Genomic DNA, 18,232 nt, shown 5'->3' with positions numbered 1-18,232 from the left:
TTCAGCAAGGTGATCCCTGACCGGATGCCTTTGCTCGGCCTGCCGGGGCTCAAAAAGGCGGGCAGCTTTTTAGCCGTACCCGACCACGCAGGATATCTTCGAGGTTGGGGCGGCGCGGCATGCAGATATATTGATCGCGGCCAGCTGGGAGGTCGGACGCTCCTAGCTGCGATTGCGCCATCCGAAAAAAATTTCAATCCGTCATCGAGTTGAATCCGCTCGGGGAATCCGCTGTTTACCTCGACGCGCTCAACTTAAGCGCGTTGGGTGCGCATTGACTCGTTTTCGCCTTGAGAACAAATAGAGAACATAATTGCACCTCTCAAGTAGAAACCGGTGCTCCAAAGGAGATCATGCCTACATCAGCCGCCATTTCGAATGCTCTTCTGGATGAGTTGCGCGAGAAAATCGCCAGCCTGGAAGGTGCCGGTTCGCGCCGCCGCAGCGTCCTGCCGTTCGGTGTTGGTGAGATCGATGCGCAGCTGGCGGGAGGTGGCCTTGCCTTCGGTGCGCTGCACGAAGTCGCCGGAGGCGGAAATGGCGCGATAGACGGCGCGGCCGCGGCCCTCTTCATCGGCGGTATCGCGGCCCGTACCACCGGCAAGGTGGTCTGGTGCCTCACCCGCTTCGATCTGTTCTTTCCAGCACTTGCCCAGGTCGGGCTGCACCCCGATCGCGTTATCTTCGTCGAGTGCGACAAGGAAGAGACGGTACTCGCAAGCTTCGAAGAGGCTTTGCGCTATGGCGGCCTCGGCACCGTCGTCGCCGAACTGGTGCGCCTGCCGATGACGGCATCGCGCCGGCTGCAGCTTGCCGCGGAAAAGTCCGGCACATTGGGCCTGGTGATCCGTCGATGGCGGCGCCAGACGGAAGCCTCCGATTTCGGCATGCCGACGGCCGCGGCGACACGCTGGCGGATCTCGGTGCTGCCATCCGAGCCGTTGCCCGTGCCGGGCGTGGGCCGCGCGCGATGGCTGGCGGAGCTCATGAGGGTCAGGGCAGGCGAGGGAGGAGAATTCATTATCGGAGCATGTGATGGCAAGGGTCGTATCTGTCTTTCTTCCGACGCTGCCGACCGACCGGATCAGGCGCGCCGATCCTTCGCTCAGCCTTGACACGCCGCTGGTGGCGATCGCCAGGAGCGGGTCGAAGCGATGGGTGGCGGCGGCCGACCGGGCCGCTGCAAAACTGGGCTTACGCGTCGGCATGCCGGCCGCCAGGGCGCAGGCGCTGGTTCAGGGATTGACGATGGTGGATGCCGATCCGGCGGCCGACCTCGCGACACTCGAACGGCTGACGCTTTGGGCACTGTCGCAACATTCTCCCGTCGTCGCCATGGATCCCCCTGATGGCATCGTCATGGATACCGAAGGCGCAGATCATCTGCAGGGCGGCGAGGACCTGATGCTCTCCGGTCTCGTCAACCGCTTCCGCGCCCGGGGTCTTGCCGCGCGCGCGGCGATCGCCGACACCTGGGGTGCGGCGCATGCGCTTGCCCGGTCCACGGATCGCGAGACGGTCATCGTCCGGCGCGGCGAGACCGCCAAGGCCGTAAACCGTTTGCCGCTATCCTCGCTGCGGCTGCCGGCCGAGATCGTCGCGAGCCTCAGAACCCTCGGCTTCGCCACCGTCGGCGATTTGGCAGTGACGCCGCGGGCGCCGCTGACGCTGCGTTTTGGGCCCGAGGTCGGGCGCCGGCTCGATCAGATGTACGGCCGGCTCGCCGAGCCCATCGACCCGATCCGACCGGCGGATCTCGTCGAGGTCCAAAAATCCTTTGCCGAACCGATCGGCGCACCGGAGACGATCGAGAAATATGTGGGCCGCCTGGTGCGGCAGCTTTGTCTGGAGCTCGAGAAACGAGGACTTGGCGTGCGGCGCGCCGATCTGATCGTCCACCGCGTCGACAACACAATCCAGTCGCTTCGGGCGGGCACCGCCAAGCCCGCCCGAGATATCGCCTGGCTGACAAAACTTTTCCGCGACCGGATCGAGAAGATCGAGCCGGGCTTCGGCATCGAGAAGCTGAGCCTCGCGGCAATCGTCGCCGAACCGCTCGTTGAGGCGCAGTCGGCTTCCTCCCTGATCGAAGAACAGGTGACCGACGTGACGCCGCTCATTGACGTGCTGGGAAACCGCGGCGGTCAGCGGATTTTCCGTGTCGCGCCGGTGGCAAGCGATGTCCCTGAGCGCAGTGTCCGGCGGATCGCACCGACGGCCGACAAAATCGGCGCCACCTGGCCGCTGCATTGGCCGCGGCCGTCGCGGCTCTTGCCGCACCCGGAAGCGATCAAGGTGATTGCGCTTCTGCCCGATCATCCGCCGGTTTCCTTTACCTGGCGTGGCAAGCGGCGCCGGGTGAAGCGCGCCGACGGCCCGGAGCGGATTTTCGGAGAGTGGTGGCAACGCAGCTCCGAATGGGTCGCGGTTCGAGACTATTTCGTCGTCGAGGATGATGCCGGTGAGCGCTTCTGGATTTTCCGCTCCGGCGATGGCGTCGACGCCGACACCGGATCGCACCAATGGTTCCTGCACGGGGTGTTTGCCTGATGCGCTACGCCGAACTGCAGGTCACCACGCATTTCTCCTTCCTTCGCGGCGCAAGCTCGGCCGAAGAACTCTTTGCGACCGCCAAGCTGATGGGCATCGAGGCGCTCGGGATCGTCGACCGCAACAGCCTGGCGGGCATTGTTCGGGCGCTCGAAGCTTCCCGCGCCACCGGCCTGCGGCTCGTCGTCGGTTGCCGGCTCGATCTCGCCGACGGCATGTCGATCCTCGTCTATCCCACCGACCGCACCGCCTATTCGCGGCTGACGCGGCTTTTGACCTTGGGCAAGGGCCGCGGCGGCAAAGCCAACTGCATCCTGCATCTCGAGGATGTAGCGCACTATTGCGAAGGCCTGATCGGCATCCTGGTCCCGGATATGCCGGACGATGGCTGCGCCGTGCAGTTGAGGAAGATGGCCGAGATTTTCGGCGACCGCGCCTATGTCTCGCTCTGCCTGCGCCGGCGGCCGAACGATCAGCTGCGACTACACGAAATGTCGAACCTGGCGGCGCAGCATCGGGTGAAGACGGTCGTCACCAATGACGTGCTGTTTCATGAACCCGGACAGCGGCAACTGCAGGATGTCGTCACCTGCATTCGCACCGGCACGACCATCGACGATGTCGGCTTCGAGCGCGAGCGGCATGCGGACCGCTACCTGAAGCCGCCGGAAGAAATGGCGCGTCTGTTTCCCCGCTATCCGGAAGCGCTGGCACGCTCGAAGGAAATCGTCGAGCGCTGCAGGTTCAGTCTGGAGGAGCTCGTCTATCAATATCCCGAAGAAGCGCTGATCCCGGGCATGACTGCACAACAGTCGCTGGAGCATTACACCTGGGAGGGCGTTACGACGCGCTATCCGGAAGGGCTGCCGGCGCATGTCGAAAAGACGATCCGTCACGAGCTGTCCCTGATCGAGACCATGAAATACGCCCCCTATTTTTTGACGGTCTTCTCGATCGTCCGCTATGCCCGATCGCAGGGCATTCTCTGCCAGGGCAGGGGATCGGCCGCGAATTCCGCAGTCTGCTATGTGCTCGGCATCACCTCGATCGATCCTGATACCAATAATCTCCTCTTTGAGCGCTTCGTCAGCCAGGAGCGCGACGAGCCGCCCGACATCGATGTCGACTTCGAACATGAGAGGCGAGAGGAGGTGATCCAATGGATCTACAAGACCTACGGCCATGACAAGGCAGCCCTCTGCTCTACCGTGACCCGCTATCGCGCCAAGGGCGCCATTCGCGATGTCGGCAAGGCGCTCGGCCTGCCCGAGGACCTGATCAAGGCGCTTTCCGCCGGCATCTGGTCCTGGTCGGAAACCGTCGGCGAGAGCCAGGTGCGGGCCCTCGGCCTCAATCCGGAGGATCGGCGTCTCGCCTTGACGCTCCGGCTTTCCCAGCAGTTGATGGGAGCACCGCGGCATCTCGGCCAGCACCCGGGTGGATTTGTCCTGACCCACGACAGGCTGGATCATCTTGTGCCGATCGAACCGGCGGCGATGGCCGATCGCCAGGTGATCGAATGGGATAAGGATGACGTCGAGGCGCTCAAAATGATGAAGGTCGATGTCTTGGCCTTGGGCATGTTGACCTGCATGGCCAAAGCCTTTGCCCTCATTGGCGCCCACAAGCATCAGGAACTCGACCTCGCCGCCATCCCGCAGGAAGACCCGGCCACCTATGCGATGATCTGCAAGGCCGACACGCTTGGCACCTTCCAAATCGAGAGCCGGGCTCAGATGTCGATGCTCCCGCGGATGAAGCCGGAGACCTTCTATGACCTCGTCATCCAGGTGGCGATCGTCCGGCCCGGGCCGATCCAAGGTGACATGGTCCATCCGTATCTGCGCCGCCGCGAGGGCAAGGAAAAGGTCGAATATCCGACGCCCGAACTAGAGGCGGTCTTGCACAGGACGCTGGGCGTGCCTCTGTTCCAGGAGTCGGCGATGAAGATCGCGATGGTCTGTGCCGGTTTCACCGGCGGCGAAGCCGACCAGCTCCGGAAATCCATGGCGACCTTCAAGTTCACCGGCGGCGTCAGCAGGTTTGAGGACAAGCTCGTTTCCGGCATGATCCGCAACGGCTATTCACCGGAGTTTGCCAAGCGCACCTTCGGCCAATTGGAAGGCTTCGGCTCCTACGGTTTCCCCGAAAGCCATGCTGCCAGTTTCGCGCTGATCGCCTATGCCAGCAGCTACATCAAATGCCATTTCCCGGATGTCTTCTGCGCGGCTCTCCTGAACTCGCAGCCGATGGGATTTTATGCCCCTGCCCAGATCGTAGCAGATGCGAGGAAACACGGCGTCGAGGTGCGACCGGTCTGCATCAACCGGTCGCGTTGGGACTACACGCTCGAGGAGGTGGAGGGCTCTGACCGGCATGCGGTGCGGCTCGGCATGCGTCTGGTACGCGGACTGGCGACCGCCGACGCCGCACGCATTATCGCCGCGCGCGCCGACGAACCCTTCGTCTCGGTGGATGACATGTGGCGCCGGTCGGGTGTGCCGGCAGCGTCGCTTGTCGAGCTCGCCGAAGCCGACGCGTTCCTACCGGCCTTGCGGCTCGAACGACGCGATGCGTTCTGGGCGATCAAGGCCCTGCGCGACGAGCCGTTGCCTCTCTTCATGGCCGCAGCCGAACGCGAGGCGCGGGCAATTGCCGAGCAGCACGAGCCGGACGTCGAACTCAGGCAGATGACCGAGGGGCATAACGTCGTCGAGGATTACAGTCACGTCGGGCTGACACTGCGGGAGCACCCTTTGAGGTTCCTGCGCGCCGACCTCGCCAAGCGGCGGATCGCCACCTGTGCCGAGGCCATGACGGCGCGGGACGGCCGGTGGCTGATGGCGGCCGGCCTGGTGCTGGTGCGGCAACGACCTGGTTCGGCGAAGGGTGTGATGTTCATCACCATCGAGGACGAGACCGGCATTGCCAATGTCGTCGTCTGGCCGAAGCTGTTTGAACGGTCGCGCCGGGTGGTGCTCGGCGCCAGCATGATGGCGATCAACGGCAAGATCCAGCGGGAAGGCGAGGTAGTTCACTTGGTCGCCCAGCAGTTGTTCGACCTGTCGGCCGATCTGTCGGGGCTTGCCGGGCACGACGGTGCATTTCGTGCCACCACCGGCCGCGGCGACGAATTCGCCCACGGTTCGCCGGGCAGCCCGGATTCGCGCGAAAAAGCGCCTCCGGGGGTTCGGGCGAGGGACATGTTCACGCCGGATCTCCATATCGATACGCTGAAGGTGAAATCCAGGAACTTTCAGTAAATCGGCTGCTGGTTGCGCATTTCGCACCCAGCACCCCCTCCCTTGAGCGTTGCAATTGAGTGGCTCCTCCTGATCAAGCGGGCTCTTTCGTCCTGCGAGGTCTGTGCTAAGGTCCGCAGACATATTCTCCCGTCCGGGTAGCAAAGCACCAAACCGTAAAAAATGACGAAGGTTCCCACAGGACGTCGGCTGATGGTGTGCCATACGCGCGATGAGAATACTTTTGGAGCAGGCGCGAGCAGACGGCGCGTCAGGACCCGCCGGAACTCAGCCTAGTCCGCTCGGATTAGCAAATAGTCGCGCCTGTCAACTTTATTGCAGCTCTGGTTATTCCGCCAACTCAGTAGTAGGTGATCTCGCCGAGCCATCCGACGCGGATTATCTGTGTAATAGGGCGACAAGCGATATCGGTATCTCGACCGCGAAAAAATCCATGGCCGCACCGATAATCACCGCCCACACGACTATCAGGAAAATGAGCGCTGCAATCCTGATTTCGACTGGTTGCACTATCTGCCCCATCCCAGCATATGCGTCCCCCCGGACAAAGTCTTTTTATCCCTCGGGCAAGTTCGCTATGCGCGAGGATGATGTGCGACCGTAGAGAGCGGCGGCGCATGCAGCGCGGAAGTCTCGGCTCTCTCGAAACTAATGTCGTTTTGATCGGTCAAGTCGCTGGATGTAGCCCCGTTACTGCGTTCGAGATAACGACCATCCAGGAAGGAGCGGTAGGCGTCGGCGATGCCCTCCTTCAGACCGATCTTGGGAGACCAGCCGAGAGAGCGAAGCTTGTCGACGTTCAAGAGTTTACGTGGCGTGCCATCCGGCTTGGTGGGGTCGCGTTTGATCTTGCCTTCGAAGCCGACGACCTGGGAGACGAGGTGTGCCAATTCGAGGATGGCAATGTCTTCGCCGGAACCCACGTTCACATGACTGTCGGCGGAATAGGTCTTCATGAGATGCAGGCAGGCGTCGGCACAATCGTCAACATGCAGGAATTCGCGCCGCGGCGTGCCGGTGCCCCAGATGCATATCTCCTGCTGCCGGTTGATCTTGGCCTCATGCGCCTTGCGTATGAGCGCCGGCATGACATGGCTTGAGCCGAGGTCAAAATTATCCTCCGGACCATAAAGATTGGTCGGCATAGCCGAGATGAAATCGTTACCGTGCTGCTTGCGATAGGCATAGCAGAGCTTCAATCCGGCAATTTTGGCGATCGCATACCATTCATTCGTGGGCTCAAGCGATCCCGTCAGAAGCGAGTCCTCCACGATCGGCTGGTCGGCGAATTTCGGGTAGATGCAGGACGAACCCAGAAACATGAGTTTTTCGACGTGAGCTTTATGGGCGGCGTGGATGACGTTGGCTTGGAGAATCAGATTGTCGTAAAGGAAGTCGGCCGGATAGGTAGCGTTCGCGAGAATGCCGCCGACCCTCGCAGCAGCCAGGAAGACCGCGTCGGGACGATTCCTGCTCATCCAGGCTTCCACCTGGTCTTGACGTCTGAGGTCGAGTTCGGCGCGGGTGGCCGTCAAAATCTCGCAGCCCTCGGAAACGAGACGCCGCACGATCGCAGAGCCCACCATGCCGCGGTGGCCCGCGACATAGACCCTTTTTCCGGCAAGGCTGTAGATCCCCTCAGGCATAAGCAAACCCTTTGGTGACGCCGACCGACGGAACGTTTCTTGCCATGACTTTCAGGTCCTCGCGAACCATCTCCGCAACCAGCTGGTCGAGACTGGTCTCATGTTTCCAGCCAAGCTTGGTGTGCGCCTTCGTCGGATCGCCGATCAGAAGATCGACCTCAGTCGGACGGAAGTAAGCGGGATCGATCTCCACCACACATCGACCGGATGTCTTGTCGTATCCCTTTTCATCAACCCCGCTCCCACGCCAATCGATCGACATGCCCACCTTGGCAAAGGCCTTGTCGACAAAGGAACGAACCGAGTGCGTTTCGCCGGTCGCAAGGACATAGTCCTCCGGTTCGTCCTGTTGCAGCATCAGCCACATGCCGCGGACATATTCTCGTGCATGTCCCCAATCGCGCTTGGCATCCAGATTGCCGAGATAGAGCCTTTCCTGAAGTCCAAGATGGATCGCCGCCGCCGCCCGGGTGATTTTACGCGTCACGAATGTCTCGCCGCGGATCGGGCTTTCGTGATTGAACAAAATGCCGTTCGAGGCGTGCATGCCATAGGCCTCGCGATAATTGACCACAATCCAATAGGCGTAGAGCTTGGCGGCCGCATAGGGGGATCGCGGGTAGAAAGGCGTCGTTTCGCTCTGCGGGACTTCCTGGACTTTGCCGTAGAGCTCCGAGGTGGACGCTTGATAGAAGCGGGTCTTCTTGGTCAGCCCCAGGAGGCGAATGGCTTCGAGCAGCCGAAGGGTGCCGGTTCCATCCGCGTTTGCTGTATATTCCGGCGTCTCGAAAGAGACTTGAACGTGGCTTTGTGCGGCGAGATTGTAAATCTCGTCCGGCTGCGTTTCCTGAACGACACGGATGAGATTCGTTGAATCGGTCATGTCGCCGAAATGCAGGATAAAGCGAGGGTTTTCGATGTGGGGATCCTCGTAGAGATGCTCGATGCGACTGGTGTTGAAGGACGATGAGCGACGCTTGAGGCCGTGAACGATATAGCCCTTCTCCAGGAGCATTTCGGCCAGATACGCACCGTCCTGGCCTGTTATGCCCGTGATCAGCGCAACTTTTCGGTTCTCTCTCATTCCCGTATCCATGGTTCCTCCAACTCTGGTTACTAATGCAAAAGAAACTTATGCTGCGTGGTTTGCGCGAATTAGAATGTTGAGCGTATAAGCCTCGTTATCGATGTATTCATGCCTTGAAATTGTAGTATTTCATCAGGGATTTCGAAAACAGCTCGGAGTCACTGAAATTATACAGTGCATGCTTTTCGGGGTTGACGCTGTTGATCGCCACAACAATGTCCGAATTCCGCGCGTTTTTCATTTGCTGCAGGCTGAACTCGACCGCGCGGCGGCTCGTCTTTCCCCATCTAGCGATTGCCAGTGTTCTTTCCGCCAGGGCGGTCAAATGCACGGTATCTGTCGAGGCGAGCACCGGCGCGCTGTCGAAGATGACAATCTGGCCGGCCGCGCCCGCCGTCTCGATGATTTCTGCCAAGCCGTTCGGACGGACGCGCCGCTGGAGACTGAATTTCCCAGATGGAATGAAATCGATGCCGCTTGGATGGTGGTAGACGATCTCGCGGAAATCGGCCTGACCATTGAGGAACTCGTTCAGTCCGTAGGTTAGCCCCGATCTGAAAAACGTATCGAGTTTTCCCCGTCGAAGGTCGCCATCGACCAGCAGCACCGGAATCGCAGCTGCGGCAAGTTCCATAGCAAGCGATCGCGCAACAAGCGACTTGCCGTCTCCGCTGTGAGCCGACGTAACGACGAGACTGTTCGGCAACTTGCCACCATTGGACTGCTTGAGTGAAAGCATCACGGTACGGATGGCTTCGTCGAACATCGGTACCGGCATATGTGCGAATATCGTCTTTGAATTTTCCCTCCGCGCCAGACGCGGGATAAGTCCAGCCGGTATCGTGCGTCCAATTCCAGCGAGCTGGTCGAAACTGCGAACCGACCGGTCCCACATCTCGATCATGAAAGCGGCCGTCACGGCTGCCGAGATCACAGCCATGAGTGTGGCCACCAGATAGAAAAGCCGTCCACGCCCCTGTGGCACGAGCGGCACCGAAGCCGGTGAGAAAACCTCCAGTTCCGCACCCGGCAACATGGCTTTGGCAGCAAGGTCACGGCGCTGGTCCTCGAGCTTGTCGAGTGACGTTTGCTCCTTTTCGGCAATACGCTGCAGTCGCGTCAATTCCGTCTGGGCCAGGGCATCGCGTGTGCGTTTTTCCTGAGCGACAGCCAGGATGGATTGCACTGCGTTGGCTTCATGATCAAGGGCGGCGAGCTTGGCGCGCATTGCCAGAAGATATTGCTTGGTCGCATGGTCGAGATCAATACGGGATTGTTCGATCTTTCTGCGCAAATCCACCACGGCTTCGGCATTGCCGTCATATGTCTCAAGCAGACGGGTGAGATCTTGCTCTTGTGCGTGAAGATCGCGCTGCTTTGCGGTGATGCTATCGGGGACAATGATATTCTGCACCGCAATCGATGCGTTATCCGTTGCTTCAAGCGCTGAAATCGTCGCCTTTACCTCAACCCGGCTTTCCTCGATTTTGCCTTCACGGCCGGTGAGTTCCAGGAGTGTTTTGATCCGTTCATCCTGAGCGTCCTCTTTCGAGACGATGTCCATCGATTCCTGGTAGTTCCGAGCAGCGTCGCGAGCAATATCCGCGCGAGTCTGCTGTCCGGTAATGCGCTGCCGGATCCATTCTTCCGCTGAGACCAGGCGCGCGCGAACACTACCCTTCCGCTCGTCGAGGTAAATGCTGACGAGCCGGTTCGGAACTGCGGCCGCGAGTTCAGCATCACTCGCAGTGAAGCTGATCTGTATAACTTCACTCTTGTCTTCGTGCCACACACCAAGCGCCTGATAATATTCCGGCATGGTGGCTTCGATGCCATCCCCCACCGGCAAAGCGGGTTTTTTGGCGTCGAACAGGCCTCGCAACGTCGCCCGGATTCTCTCTATGAACGAGATCTTCCGCAGCGCCGGATTGAACTCCGGCAGCTTGTTGAGCTGCATTTCGCGGACGACCCGCTCCGAGATACTCCTGGATAAAAGTCGCTCGTTCTCCGATTTCACATCCAGTGCATCACCGCGGCTGATATCGTCCGCACCAAGTGATGTCGCGAGAGGCTGATGAACAATCAATCGGGCCCAGGCCTGATAGGTGGGTTTCAACCCGGAGATCATACTCGCCGCGGGCACCATGAGTAGCACGGTTATTGCGATGATCATGATCATTCTGCGCCTGATGAGACCGAAGATGGAGGCCAAATCGAACCGGTCTGCTTTGGTCTCAACCTGAAAGCGAGGATCATAGCGCATGGGCGAGATCGAAAGGTTGCGGTCCGGCGGAAGAGTGGAAATCGTCATCGTGCGCCAACCATTGCCTGAGTTTTCGCGGAAACGGTTTCGTAAAGTTTCTCGAGCGACCGCATATAGGCTCTCATGCTGAAATGGTTGAGGTAGTGCGTGCGCCCCTGGACCGAGAGGCGGATGCAGGTTTCCGGATCAGTCACCAGTTTCGCCAGGGCTGCAGCCAGGGCATTCGGGTCTCCGACGGGTACGAAGACCCCGGTCTCGCCGTCGGTGATGACTTCGTCATGCGCCCCGACACGCGTGGTGACGACGGCGAGCCCGTGGGACAGCCCTTCGAGCACGGCCATTGCCAGACCTTCGGCGTGCGAAGGCAGGACCAGGATATCTGCGCGCGCACAGAGCGCTCGCGCCTCGCCGGCGTCGAGCCAGCCGGGCATCTCTACCAGACCGGACAACGTCATGGCGTCAGCCTGACGGCGATAATCCTCGACAGGTCCGTCGCCTGCCAATACGGCCCGCCACTGGAGTTCCCTCATGACCGGGTGGCTGAGGGCCAACAGGAGCTCGGTGACACCCTTGCGTTCGCTCAACCGGCCAAGGAAAACGATCAACGGTGTCTGGCCGACGCGAATATCGTGCGCCCCGGGATCGGGGACGCAATTATGGGCAATGACCGTGCGGCGCTCGTCAACGCCTAGAAGTGTCGTCAGCGTTATTTGATCGCGCCGGCCCAGCGCCACAACGCAATCGGCATTCTGAAACATCCGACGTATGAGCCGTTGTTGGCGCGGCGAGCGTTGCTCAAAGTCGCCGGCGTAGTCGTAGTCGTGAAGGTGCAACATGTGGCAGCACCCGAATAATCGGGCAGCCTCGGTCAGGATCAGTTTTCGCGACGTGCTGCCGCGGCCGGCGATATGGATATGGTGAATGCGCTCGGGTGCAACGATCCGGTCCTTTGCCATCGTCAGAATGGCGCCGATGAGGCGCGCCGGCGACGTCCATTTGGACCATCGAGACCCTCTCGTATCGGTGACGAAATGTTTCGTGCGGGTCTCTTTCGCCGTCTCCGTTATATAGCCGACCAACCTGCCAATGCCGCCGCCGTTCTCGCAGCCGCCCGGAACATAGTGGCGGACGCTAGCCGCGCTCCGTGCCGCCAGCCGATTTCTGTCCGTGAGGGCGTCCATCAGCATGACCTCACAACCTCCCGATAAACGGCCGCGGCCTGGCCGCCGACCCGTTCAGGCGAATTCGGTCCTTTGGCCCATTCGAGCGCGTTGGCACCGAACCTGTTTCTAAGCTCGCCGTTGTCTGCCAATGTCCTGATCGCTGCCGCGAGCTCTTTGGCATTTCCGGGAGGGACCACCATTCCCAACCCGTTAGGCTGAACGGTGCCACCCAACTCGCCGACATCCGTAACGATGACCGGTTTGCCAAACGCGGCTGCAAGGTTGAGCACGCCGCTTTGGGATGCTTCCGTATAGGGAAGCACAACGATATCGGTGTCGAGGAAAAGCTGGGCGACCTCCGCATCCTCGATGAAACGGTTGCGAATATCGTAGCGGCCGGCATCGCCCATGAGCGGCTGGAATATCCGCGGGTCGTCGCCACGGCCTGCGACCGTGATGCGCAGGTTGGGAAGCGCGTCCTTGAGCATCGCTTCGGCCCGGATCAGATGCTCCAGGCCCTTGTAGGCAAAAATCCGGCCGAAGAGCAGGACGCGGATGGTTCCATCCGTTGGCCGCGGAGTCATTTTCCGTTGCCGGGCGAGTTCCGCATAGCGAAGGATGGCGGGATGCGACAGGACATGGACACAGTCCGGCGATTTTGAATATCGATCGAGGACCAGCCGTTTCAGTCCCTCACCGTGGACGACAAGATGTCCGGATTGTTTCACCATCAATTCCGGAGCCCAGTCGGGCAGCGTACGCGTGTCGGAATCGCCGGGATGGATTTCCACGTCATGGATGGTCGTCACAAGCGGGATCGGACGCCAGAACGGCACGGCGAGGTTCAGCCAAAGTGTGGAATTGCTGAGGAGATGAATGAGGTTCGGCCGTTCCCGCCGGATCAGCCGCGTAAGCTGGTAGAGAAACCAGGGATTGGAGAGAGAACGGTGTCTCGGCCAGTCCAGAAGGTGCAGGTCAACAGCCGGATCGAAGGAAGAGGCGAGATGTGCATACCGCCTTCGCGGCACGGCAAGCACGACGTCCAGGTGCCGGGCAACGCCGCTGGCGAAGGAGATGGTATAGTCTTCCAGTTCGGAAACCAATAATAGTGCCTTCATTTCGCTGCCTCCGACAAGCCTACATCAAGACCGAGCCGTGACAGGCCGCACGCCGAGTGCAAACTGTCGCGCGTCCGCCTGAGCAGGTTCGGTTCGCCGGCAAAGAAGAGGCCTTCGACGGCAAGCTTGAACCGGCTGAGAGCATCGGCTCCGTGTAGCTTCGCCGACGCGACGCGATAGGGGTAGTGATCCGCCAGATGCAGCCTTGCCGGCAGTTCATGGGCTGAAAGAAACAGGTTGGTTGCCTCAACGGTATGCCGCCAGTGCGTCATCCGCCTCCTTAGCGTCGAGGCATCCTCGGTCGAGCGATACCAGTTGTTATTGTGGATGCGGTAGAATCCAAGGGGATCCGGCATGGCAATCACCTCCCCCAGAAAGGGGTAGATCCCCACGAGCCAGGCATCGGCCGATATCCGGAACTGTTCTGGAATGCTGCCCGCAGCATCCCATGCGCTCCGCCGTACCGCGACGGCCGACGTCATCGGAAAAGGCCACCAACCAGCCGATCTGGCGAGCCGCGACGACAAAGCGCCCGAACACAGGGTTCGAGGAATCGGCTTGGACGTTGGCGTGCCATCGACAAGCGTCGGTTGCAGGCGGTGATAGACCAGCGATGCTCGGGGATGGGCACGGAACGCTGCAGCCGTCGCCGACAGCTTGCCCGGCGCCCACCAGTCGTCGGCATCCAGAAAACAAAGGATCTCGCCCGAGCTTGATCCGACTGCGGTATTGATCGCCGCCGCCTGTCCTGCGTTCTCCTGAAAGATCACCTTTATGCGGCTGTCATACGCCTGCAGGACAGACCGCGACTGATCGGTCGAGCCGTCATCGACGACGATGATCTCGACGTTGCGTGCGTCTTGGCTCAACACGCTGTCGATAGCCCGCCCGACAAAGCGGGCGTAGTTGTAATTATTGATGAGGACACTGAGGGGCGGCCGCTCCATGACGCGCTCTCAGGCGGGTTGCCGCGATGCACCGCTACGCAGCGCAAAGTTACTAAAGAAGCCGACCTTTCCGCAGCCATTGCGGTTTGGAGCATCGGTGATGTTGATATTCAAAATAGCGTGTCGGCCGAACCGCATCTCGCGTAGAGCCGATGAGATCGCCGCTGACAACGCCACGACGAGTAGAGCGCCCGTCGTGTTGCATAGAGAACTAGGATCATGACGCAGGAACATAGCAATCCTAACCTTCCAGGCTTCGACTGCAGAGAAAGTCTCTGTCAGAATTGTTGCCTCATTGCAGTGGAGCCGCGGCTTACCCCACCACGCTCCATAAGACATTCATCGCCACGGTACCGATGAACGGACAAGCGCAACATCTGCTCTTAAGGGCAATTGGCGGACATGAAGGCCCGTCTTTTGGGTAAATAGCGGCTGGAAGATTAAGCCCAACATCGTCTTTTGGTGGAGTGAGGGTGCATTAGGCGTAGCCCACCCTTCACTAGGACAGGTTGACCGCGGATGGGGCTGGATGATTGCTTGAGAGCAGCGCGCGCCACGAAGGCGACACCTTTTTTTTGATCTGCCGCGATCAACGGCCGCTTGTCTGTTCAAATCAGTCGGGACGGATAATGAGAGTAGATAGCCTTAGAACCGCCAGCGGGCCAACCATCAGTTGGCGGGTCATAGAATGCTGGGGCGCCGGCATATCCCTTTTTTTTCAGGCAGGCGCTTTTTTGCCTCTTATCCTGGCCGATGCGGACGGAACGCTCAGCGAATCTGCCAAATCTATACTGCGTCTTCCTTGCTTTCCTGTGTATGTATTTACAGCCGTGATCCTGATACGCAATTTTCCGCAGTTTATAACGGCGCTCAGGCGAAATCTGCTTGTTCCCCTGATCCTTGCCTTGCCGTTTTTGTCTACCCTGTGGTCAATAGCGCCGCCGACGACCTTGAGGCGCGCAATCGGCCTTTTGTTTTGCGTGCTTCTTTCCTACGTCCTGGCGATACGTTTCACGCCGAGGCAGCTGCTGTTCCTGTTATTTGTAACCCTGGGCGCCTGTATCGGTCTCAGCGTGGTTATATCCGTGGTGTCACCAAGTCTCGCCAGTATGCCGGATGGTGCGATGCGGGGCGTCTTCATTCACAAGAACGTCCTGGGCTGGTACGCGGCTCTGATGATCCTGGTGGCGACGGCCGTGCTGATCGACGGCGCGCTCGGCCTGCGGCGAACCGCATTTATATTGTTAGCGGCGGGTGTAATCTGCCTTGCAAGCTCAGGATCGATGACGGCGATCATTGCAACATCAGTGGCGTATTGCCTGATTGGCTTTTATTCCCTGCTGCAAAGAAGCAGCAGCATTGGCCGCGTCGTCATGGTTCTGTTTTTCGTTCAGCTGTCTCTCGGCATTCTGATTTCGCTGCATGAATTCCTGGTTCCGGCCCTTGAAGCGCTTGGCAAGGACGCGACATTGACCGGTCGGGTACCGTTGTGGGAGCTGGTTGATCGCGAAATATCCGACCGTTGGTTGCTTGGCTATGGTTACCAGGCTTTCTGGACGGTCGAGAATCCAGAAGCGACGCATATGTGGTTCAAGCTCGGATGGGCGGCGCCCCACGCGCATAACGGATACCGCGATATCTTGTTGAGCTTTGGAATCATGGGAATGGTTCCGTTTGTTCTGATGGTTCCCTATGCAATCAGACAGGGCGGGTTCCTTCAATGTCATGATCCGCAGTATGGGTGGCTCTGGCTCAATGTCCTTACGATCATGATTCTGGTGATGAATCTGACCGAAAGTATTTTTTTCGTTCAGAATGACGCCATTTTCATCCTGTTTACCACGGCCATCATCATGTTTTCGCTGTACGCGCCCGTCGTTTCGATGGGCCATTCGCCACCTTGGCGGGCGCCCGCGCGTGGTCTTACGAGCGGGTTGCAGACATCATGAGAAGACGTTCTGGACTAATCCTGAGCATCTTGCCTGTGATGCTCTTTCCGCAGTCCGGTAATTCGGCCTCGGTCTGGACTGAGATAGATGCGCCGGAACACCTTCAGACGCTTGTCAGGGAGGCGACGTGCGCGGAAGCTTCCGCGACGTTGGCAGCCAAGTTGAACGGGACTTCTTTAAGCGACGTATTGAATGGCAGCACGGGCGCACGGACAATATTTTACGTTTCTCCCGATGGCAAAGATACCTGGAGTGGCCTTCTTCCGACCGCAAATCAGGAGGGTGGCGACGGCCCTTTCGCCAGCATTGACAGAGCCCGTGATGCTGCCCGCGAGAAAGGCGGCGCCAATACTATCGCGCTGGGTAAAGGTGATTACTACCTTACTCAGCCCGTCATCTTTGACGGCCGCGATACGGGCTTGATCCTCACAGCGAGGTGCAATGAAGCGCCGATTTTGCATGGGGGGCAACGCGTGCGCAACTTTGCGCGGCAGACCGACGGTCGGTGGACGGCGCCACTGAAATTGCCGCCGGATGAAGGGGTCGGCGACCTTTTCGTCAATGGGGTACGCCAAACGAGGGCCCGATTTCCCAACGCTCCCGCTGATGGCGATCCACGCAAGGGGTGGTTGTTTGCCGCAAAGTGCGAGCCTGCCATCGACGCGCGGGAAGCGAACACGCGCTTCTGTTTCCATGCCGGCGACCTTCCGGCAATAGATGATACAAGTGGCCTGTTCGTGAACATCGTTGGAGGGTATCAGCCTGGAAGCCAGTGGGGCAATGATACGCTTCCTGTCGTATCCATCGATAGCGCAGGCCGGACGGTCCATACGAAAGGCACAGACTATTTCTTTACCGCAGAAGGCAGCCGCTATTTCCTGACCGGAGCCAAAGCCTTGCTCGATGCTCCCGGAGAGTGGTGGCACGACGCGGCCCTAGGTCAGCTTTATTATATCCCTGTCGATCAGGCCTTATCCGATTCCGTCGTTGTTGCCGGGATTCTGCCGACATTCTTCAAGTTGGACGGCGCCAATGGGATGGTTATTTCAGGGCTCGAGCTGAGAGATGGAGCCCCCGAAGGCAGCGGCAAATTCTATACGGAGACCAGAGGATTTGGCGCCGTACGGATCGAACACGCTGACGGCGTCAAGATTGTCGGCAACACGATCGAGAATGTCGGCGTCGGGGTCCATGTGACGGAAAGCAAGGATGCGTTGATCGCCGGCAATGTGATTGCTGACGTGGCTGGCAACGGGATCTACGTCGGCACAAATTATGGTACGTTCGGCAAGTCTAACGGCGCCAGAATCCTCGCCAACCACATCCATGACATCGGAAAGACGTATATCGAAACCGCCGGAATATGGTTCCAGGCGGCTGACAATGTCAGGATCGCCGACAACCTGATCGAAAACACGGCGCAGTTCGGGATCGCCGGCGGTTCGCTGTGGGGTTCCCATGACGCCGTCTATAACGCCGTCATCGAGCACAATGCGGTCCACAATGCCAATCAGCAGACGGCGGATGGCGGCGCCATCAAGATGATGGGCGAGCAGGCCGACCCTTTGAACAGCACCATCCGCTCCAATCTCGTGACCGGGACCGGTCATCTGATGAACAGGGCCGATGGAACGTTCTGGCCTCCCGGATATGAGAATACCAGCGAATGGCCGTCTCCGATCAGCTGGGCGATCTATACGGATGGGAAGGCGAGCGGGCTGCGTATCGAAGGAAATACGCTCACGGGCAATGTCGCGGCGATCGGTATCAACGGCGGCTGGAGCAACCTGGTGGTGGGAAACATCATCACGCACGGGTCGGGCGCGGCCTTTCGCGTCGATGACGGTACCGGCAGGGGTTGGCGTCCGCCATGGGCACGCCCTAATCGTATTGAGGAGAATGTTGTATCGGTTGACAGTGACGGCGGCATTGTCGCGTATGTCAACGCTCCCGATCTTGGGATTGGATTTGTGCAATTCGCGCGCAACCGCTACAGCGGCAACTTGAACAACAAGAGCTTCCGAATAGGCCCGAGGATTATGCGTTCGGGAGAGTTTGGCAGCCTAAGAGATCTTCAGAAGGCTGGAGCGGACACCGGGAGCGTGGCCGCGCCCGACTAACAAAAGTCGCCGAGACGAGCGGTCTTCTACCGCGAAAAAGTCCGCAGGAGCCTTGCCGATCCGCGCATGATCGCCTCGCCCGCTCGTACACGCCGCCCATGTCTGGCAGGTTCTTTGCCGGCCCTT

11 protein-coding genes are annotated in these 18,232 nt (G+C 59.7%); 5 read left to right on the top strand and 6 right to left on the bottom strand.

Annotated elements, in window-relative coordinates; all coding sequences use genetic code 11:
• Positions 1-353 precede the first annotated feature (353 nt).
• Genes ATY75_RS20250 through ATY75_RS20240 form a run of 3 tightly spaced genes read left to right on the top strand, consistent with a single transcriptional unit; the run spans position 354 to position 5,813 of the window.
• Positions 354-1,115, top strand: a complete 762-nt coding sequence (locus ATY75_RS20250) for an ImuA family protein (protein WP_088938912.1) — start codon at positions 354-356, stop codon at positions 1,113-1,115.
• Positions 1,036-2,550 carry a DNA polymerase Y family protein gene (locus tag ATY75_RS20245; protein ID WP_190241393.1) on the top strand — a complete coding sequence of 505 codons (1,515 nt, stop codon included), beginning with the start codon at positions 1,036-1,038 and terminating at the stop codon, positions 2,548-2,550. Before ATY75_RS20250 ends, ATY75_RS20245 begins: the two co-directional genes overlap by 80 nt.
• Entirely contained in the window at positions 2,550-5,813 is a 3,264-nt protein-coding gene (locus tag ATY75_RS20240; protein ID WP_088938911.1) for an error-prone DNA polymerase, read from the top strand. Before ATY75_RS20245 ends, ATY75_RS20240 begins: the two co-directional genes overlap by 1 nt.
• A 575-nt stretch (positions 5,814-6,388) precedes the next feature.
• On the opposite strand, the gene ATY75_RS20235 is transcribed toward ATY75_RS20240, so the two are convergent.
• From ATY75_RS20235 to ATY75_RS20210, 6 genes are all read right to left on the bottom strand, one after another.
• A complete protein-coding gene (locus tag ATY75_RS20235; protein WP_088938910.1) occupies positions 6,389-7,459 on the bottom strand; it encodes a GDP-L-fucose synthase in 1,071 nt (356 codons plus the stop codon).
• Entirely contained in the window at positions 7,452-8,555 is a 1,104-nt protein-coding gene (gene gmd / locus ATY75_RS20230; RefSeq protein WP_088938909.1) for a GDP-mannose 4,6-dehydratase, read from the bottom strand. Before gmd ends, ATY75_RS20235 begins: the two co-directional genes overlap by 8 nt.
• Before the next feature lie 97 nt (positions 8,556-8,652).
• Positions 8,653-10,857, bottom strand: a complete 2,205-nt coding sequence (locus ATY75_RS20225; RefSeq protein ID WP_088938908.1) for a tyrosine-protein kinase domain-containing protein — start codon at positions 10,855-10,857, stop codon at positions 8,653-8,655.
• A complete protein-coding gene (locus tag ATY75_RS20220) occupies positions 10,854-11,996 on the bottom strand; it encodes a glycosyltransferase (RefSeq protein ID WP_088938907.1) in 1,143 nt (380 codons plus the stop codon). The genes ATY75_RS20225 and ATY75_RS20220 overlap by 4 nt, the downstream gene beginning before the upstream one ends.
• The gene (locus tag ATY75_RS20215; protein WP_088938906.1) at positions 11,990-13,090 is read right to left on the bottom strand and encodes a glycosyltransferase family 4 protein; all 1,101 of its coding nucleotides are present in this window, start codon (positions 13,088-13,090) and stop codon (positions 11,990-11,992) included. Before ATY75_RS20215 ends, ATY75_RS20220 begins: the two co-directional genes overlap by 7 nt.
• Positions 13,087-14,037 carry a glycosyltransferase gene (locus ATY75_RS20210; protein WP_088938905.1) on the bottom strand — a complete coding sequence of 317 codons (951 nt, stop codon included), beginning with the start codon at positions 14,035-14,037 and terminating at the stop codon, positions 13,087-13,089. Before ATY75_RS20210 ends, ATY75_RS20215 begins: the two co-directional genes overlap by 4 nt.
• Positions 14,038-14,666: 629 nt before the next feature.
• Between ATY75_RS20210 and ATY75_RS20200 the strand changes: the two genes are divergently transcribed.
• Together ATY75_RS20200 and ATY75_RS20195 are read left to right on the top strand one after the other, a co-directional pair.
• A complete protein-coding gene (locus tag ATY75_RS20200; protein WP_088938903.1) occupies positions 14,667-15,986 on the top strand; it encodes an O-antigen ligase family protein in 1,320 nt (439 codons plus the stop codon).
• Positions 15,983-18,106 carry a right-handed parallel beta-helix repeat-containing protein gene (locus tag ATY75_RS20195; RefSeq protein ID WP_088938902.1) on the top strand — a complete coding sequence of 708 codons (2,124 nt, stop codon included), beginning with the start codon at positions 15,983-15,985 and terminating at the stop codon, positions 18,104-18,106. Before ATY75_RS20200 ends, ATY75_RS20195 begins: the two co-directional genes overlap by 4 nt.
• The last annotated feature ends 126 nt before the right edge of the window (positions 18,107-18,232 follow it).

It is taken from the genome of Rhizobium sp. N122, from assembly GCF_002211295.1.
Taxonomy (GTDB): Bacteria; Pseudomonadota; Alphaproteobacteria; order Rhizobiales; family Rhizobiaceae; genus Rhizobium.
The sequence above is the reverse complement of the archived record's forward strand: the minus strand, read 5'-3'. Positions and strand labels throughout refer to the sequence as shown.

Bases quoted from the DNA above. Each gene is read 5' to 3' on its own strand.
- ATY75_RS20245 (WP_190241393.1), top strand. From the start codon at position 1,036: ATGGCAAGGGTCGTATCTGTCTTTCTTCCGACGCTGCCGACCGACCGG.
- ATY75_RS20240 (WP_088938911.1), top strand. From the start codon at position 2,550: ATGCGCTACGCCGAACTGCAGGTCACCACGCATTTCTCCTTCCTTCGC.
- ATY75_RS20220 (WP_088938907.1), bottom strand. From the start codon at position 11,996: ATGCTGATGGACGCCCTCACGGACAGAAATCGGCTGGCGGCACGGAGC.
- ATY75_RS20210 (WP_088938905.1), bottom strand. From the start codon at position 14,037: ATGGAGCGGCCGCCCCTCAGTGTCCTCATCAATAATTACAACTACGCC.
- ATY75_RS20235 (WP_088938910.1), bottom strand. From the start codon at position 7,459: ATGCCTGAGGGGATCTACAGCCTTGCCGGAAAAAGGGTCTATGTCGCG.
- ATY75_RS20200 (WP_088938903.1), top strand. From the start codon at position 14,667: ATGAGAGTAGATAGCCTTAGAACCGCCAGCGGGCCAACCATCAGTTGG.
- ATY75_RS20215 (WP_088938906.1), bottom strand. From the start codon at position 13,090: ATGAAGGCACTATTATTGGTTTCCGAACTGGAAGACTATACCATCTCC.
- gmd (WP_088938909.1), bottom strand. From the start codon at position 8,555: ATGGATACGGGAATGAGAGAGAACCGAAAAGTTGCGCTGATCACGGGC.
- ATY75_RS20195 (WP_088938902.1), top strand. From the start codon at position 15,983: ATGAGAAGACGTTCTGGACTAATCCTGAGCATCTTGCCTGTGATGCTC.
- ATY75_RS20250 (WP_088938912.1), top strand. From the start codon at position 354: ATGCCTACATCAGCCGCCATTTCGAATGCTCTTCTGGATGAGTTGCGC.
- ATY75_RS20225 (WP_088938908.1), bottom strand. From the start codon at position 10,857: ATGACGATTTCCACTCTTCCGCCGGACCGCAACCTTTCGATCTCGCCC.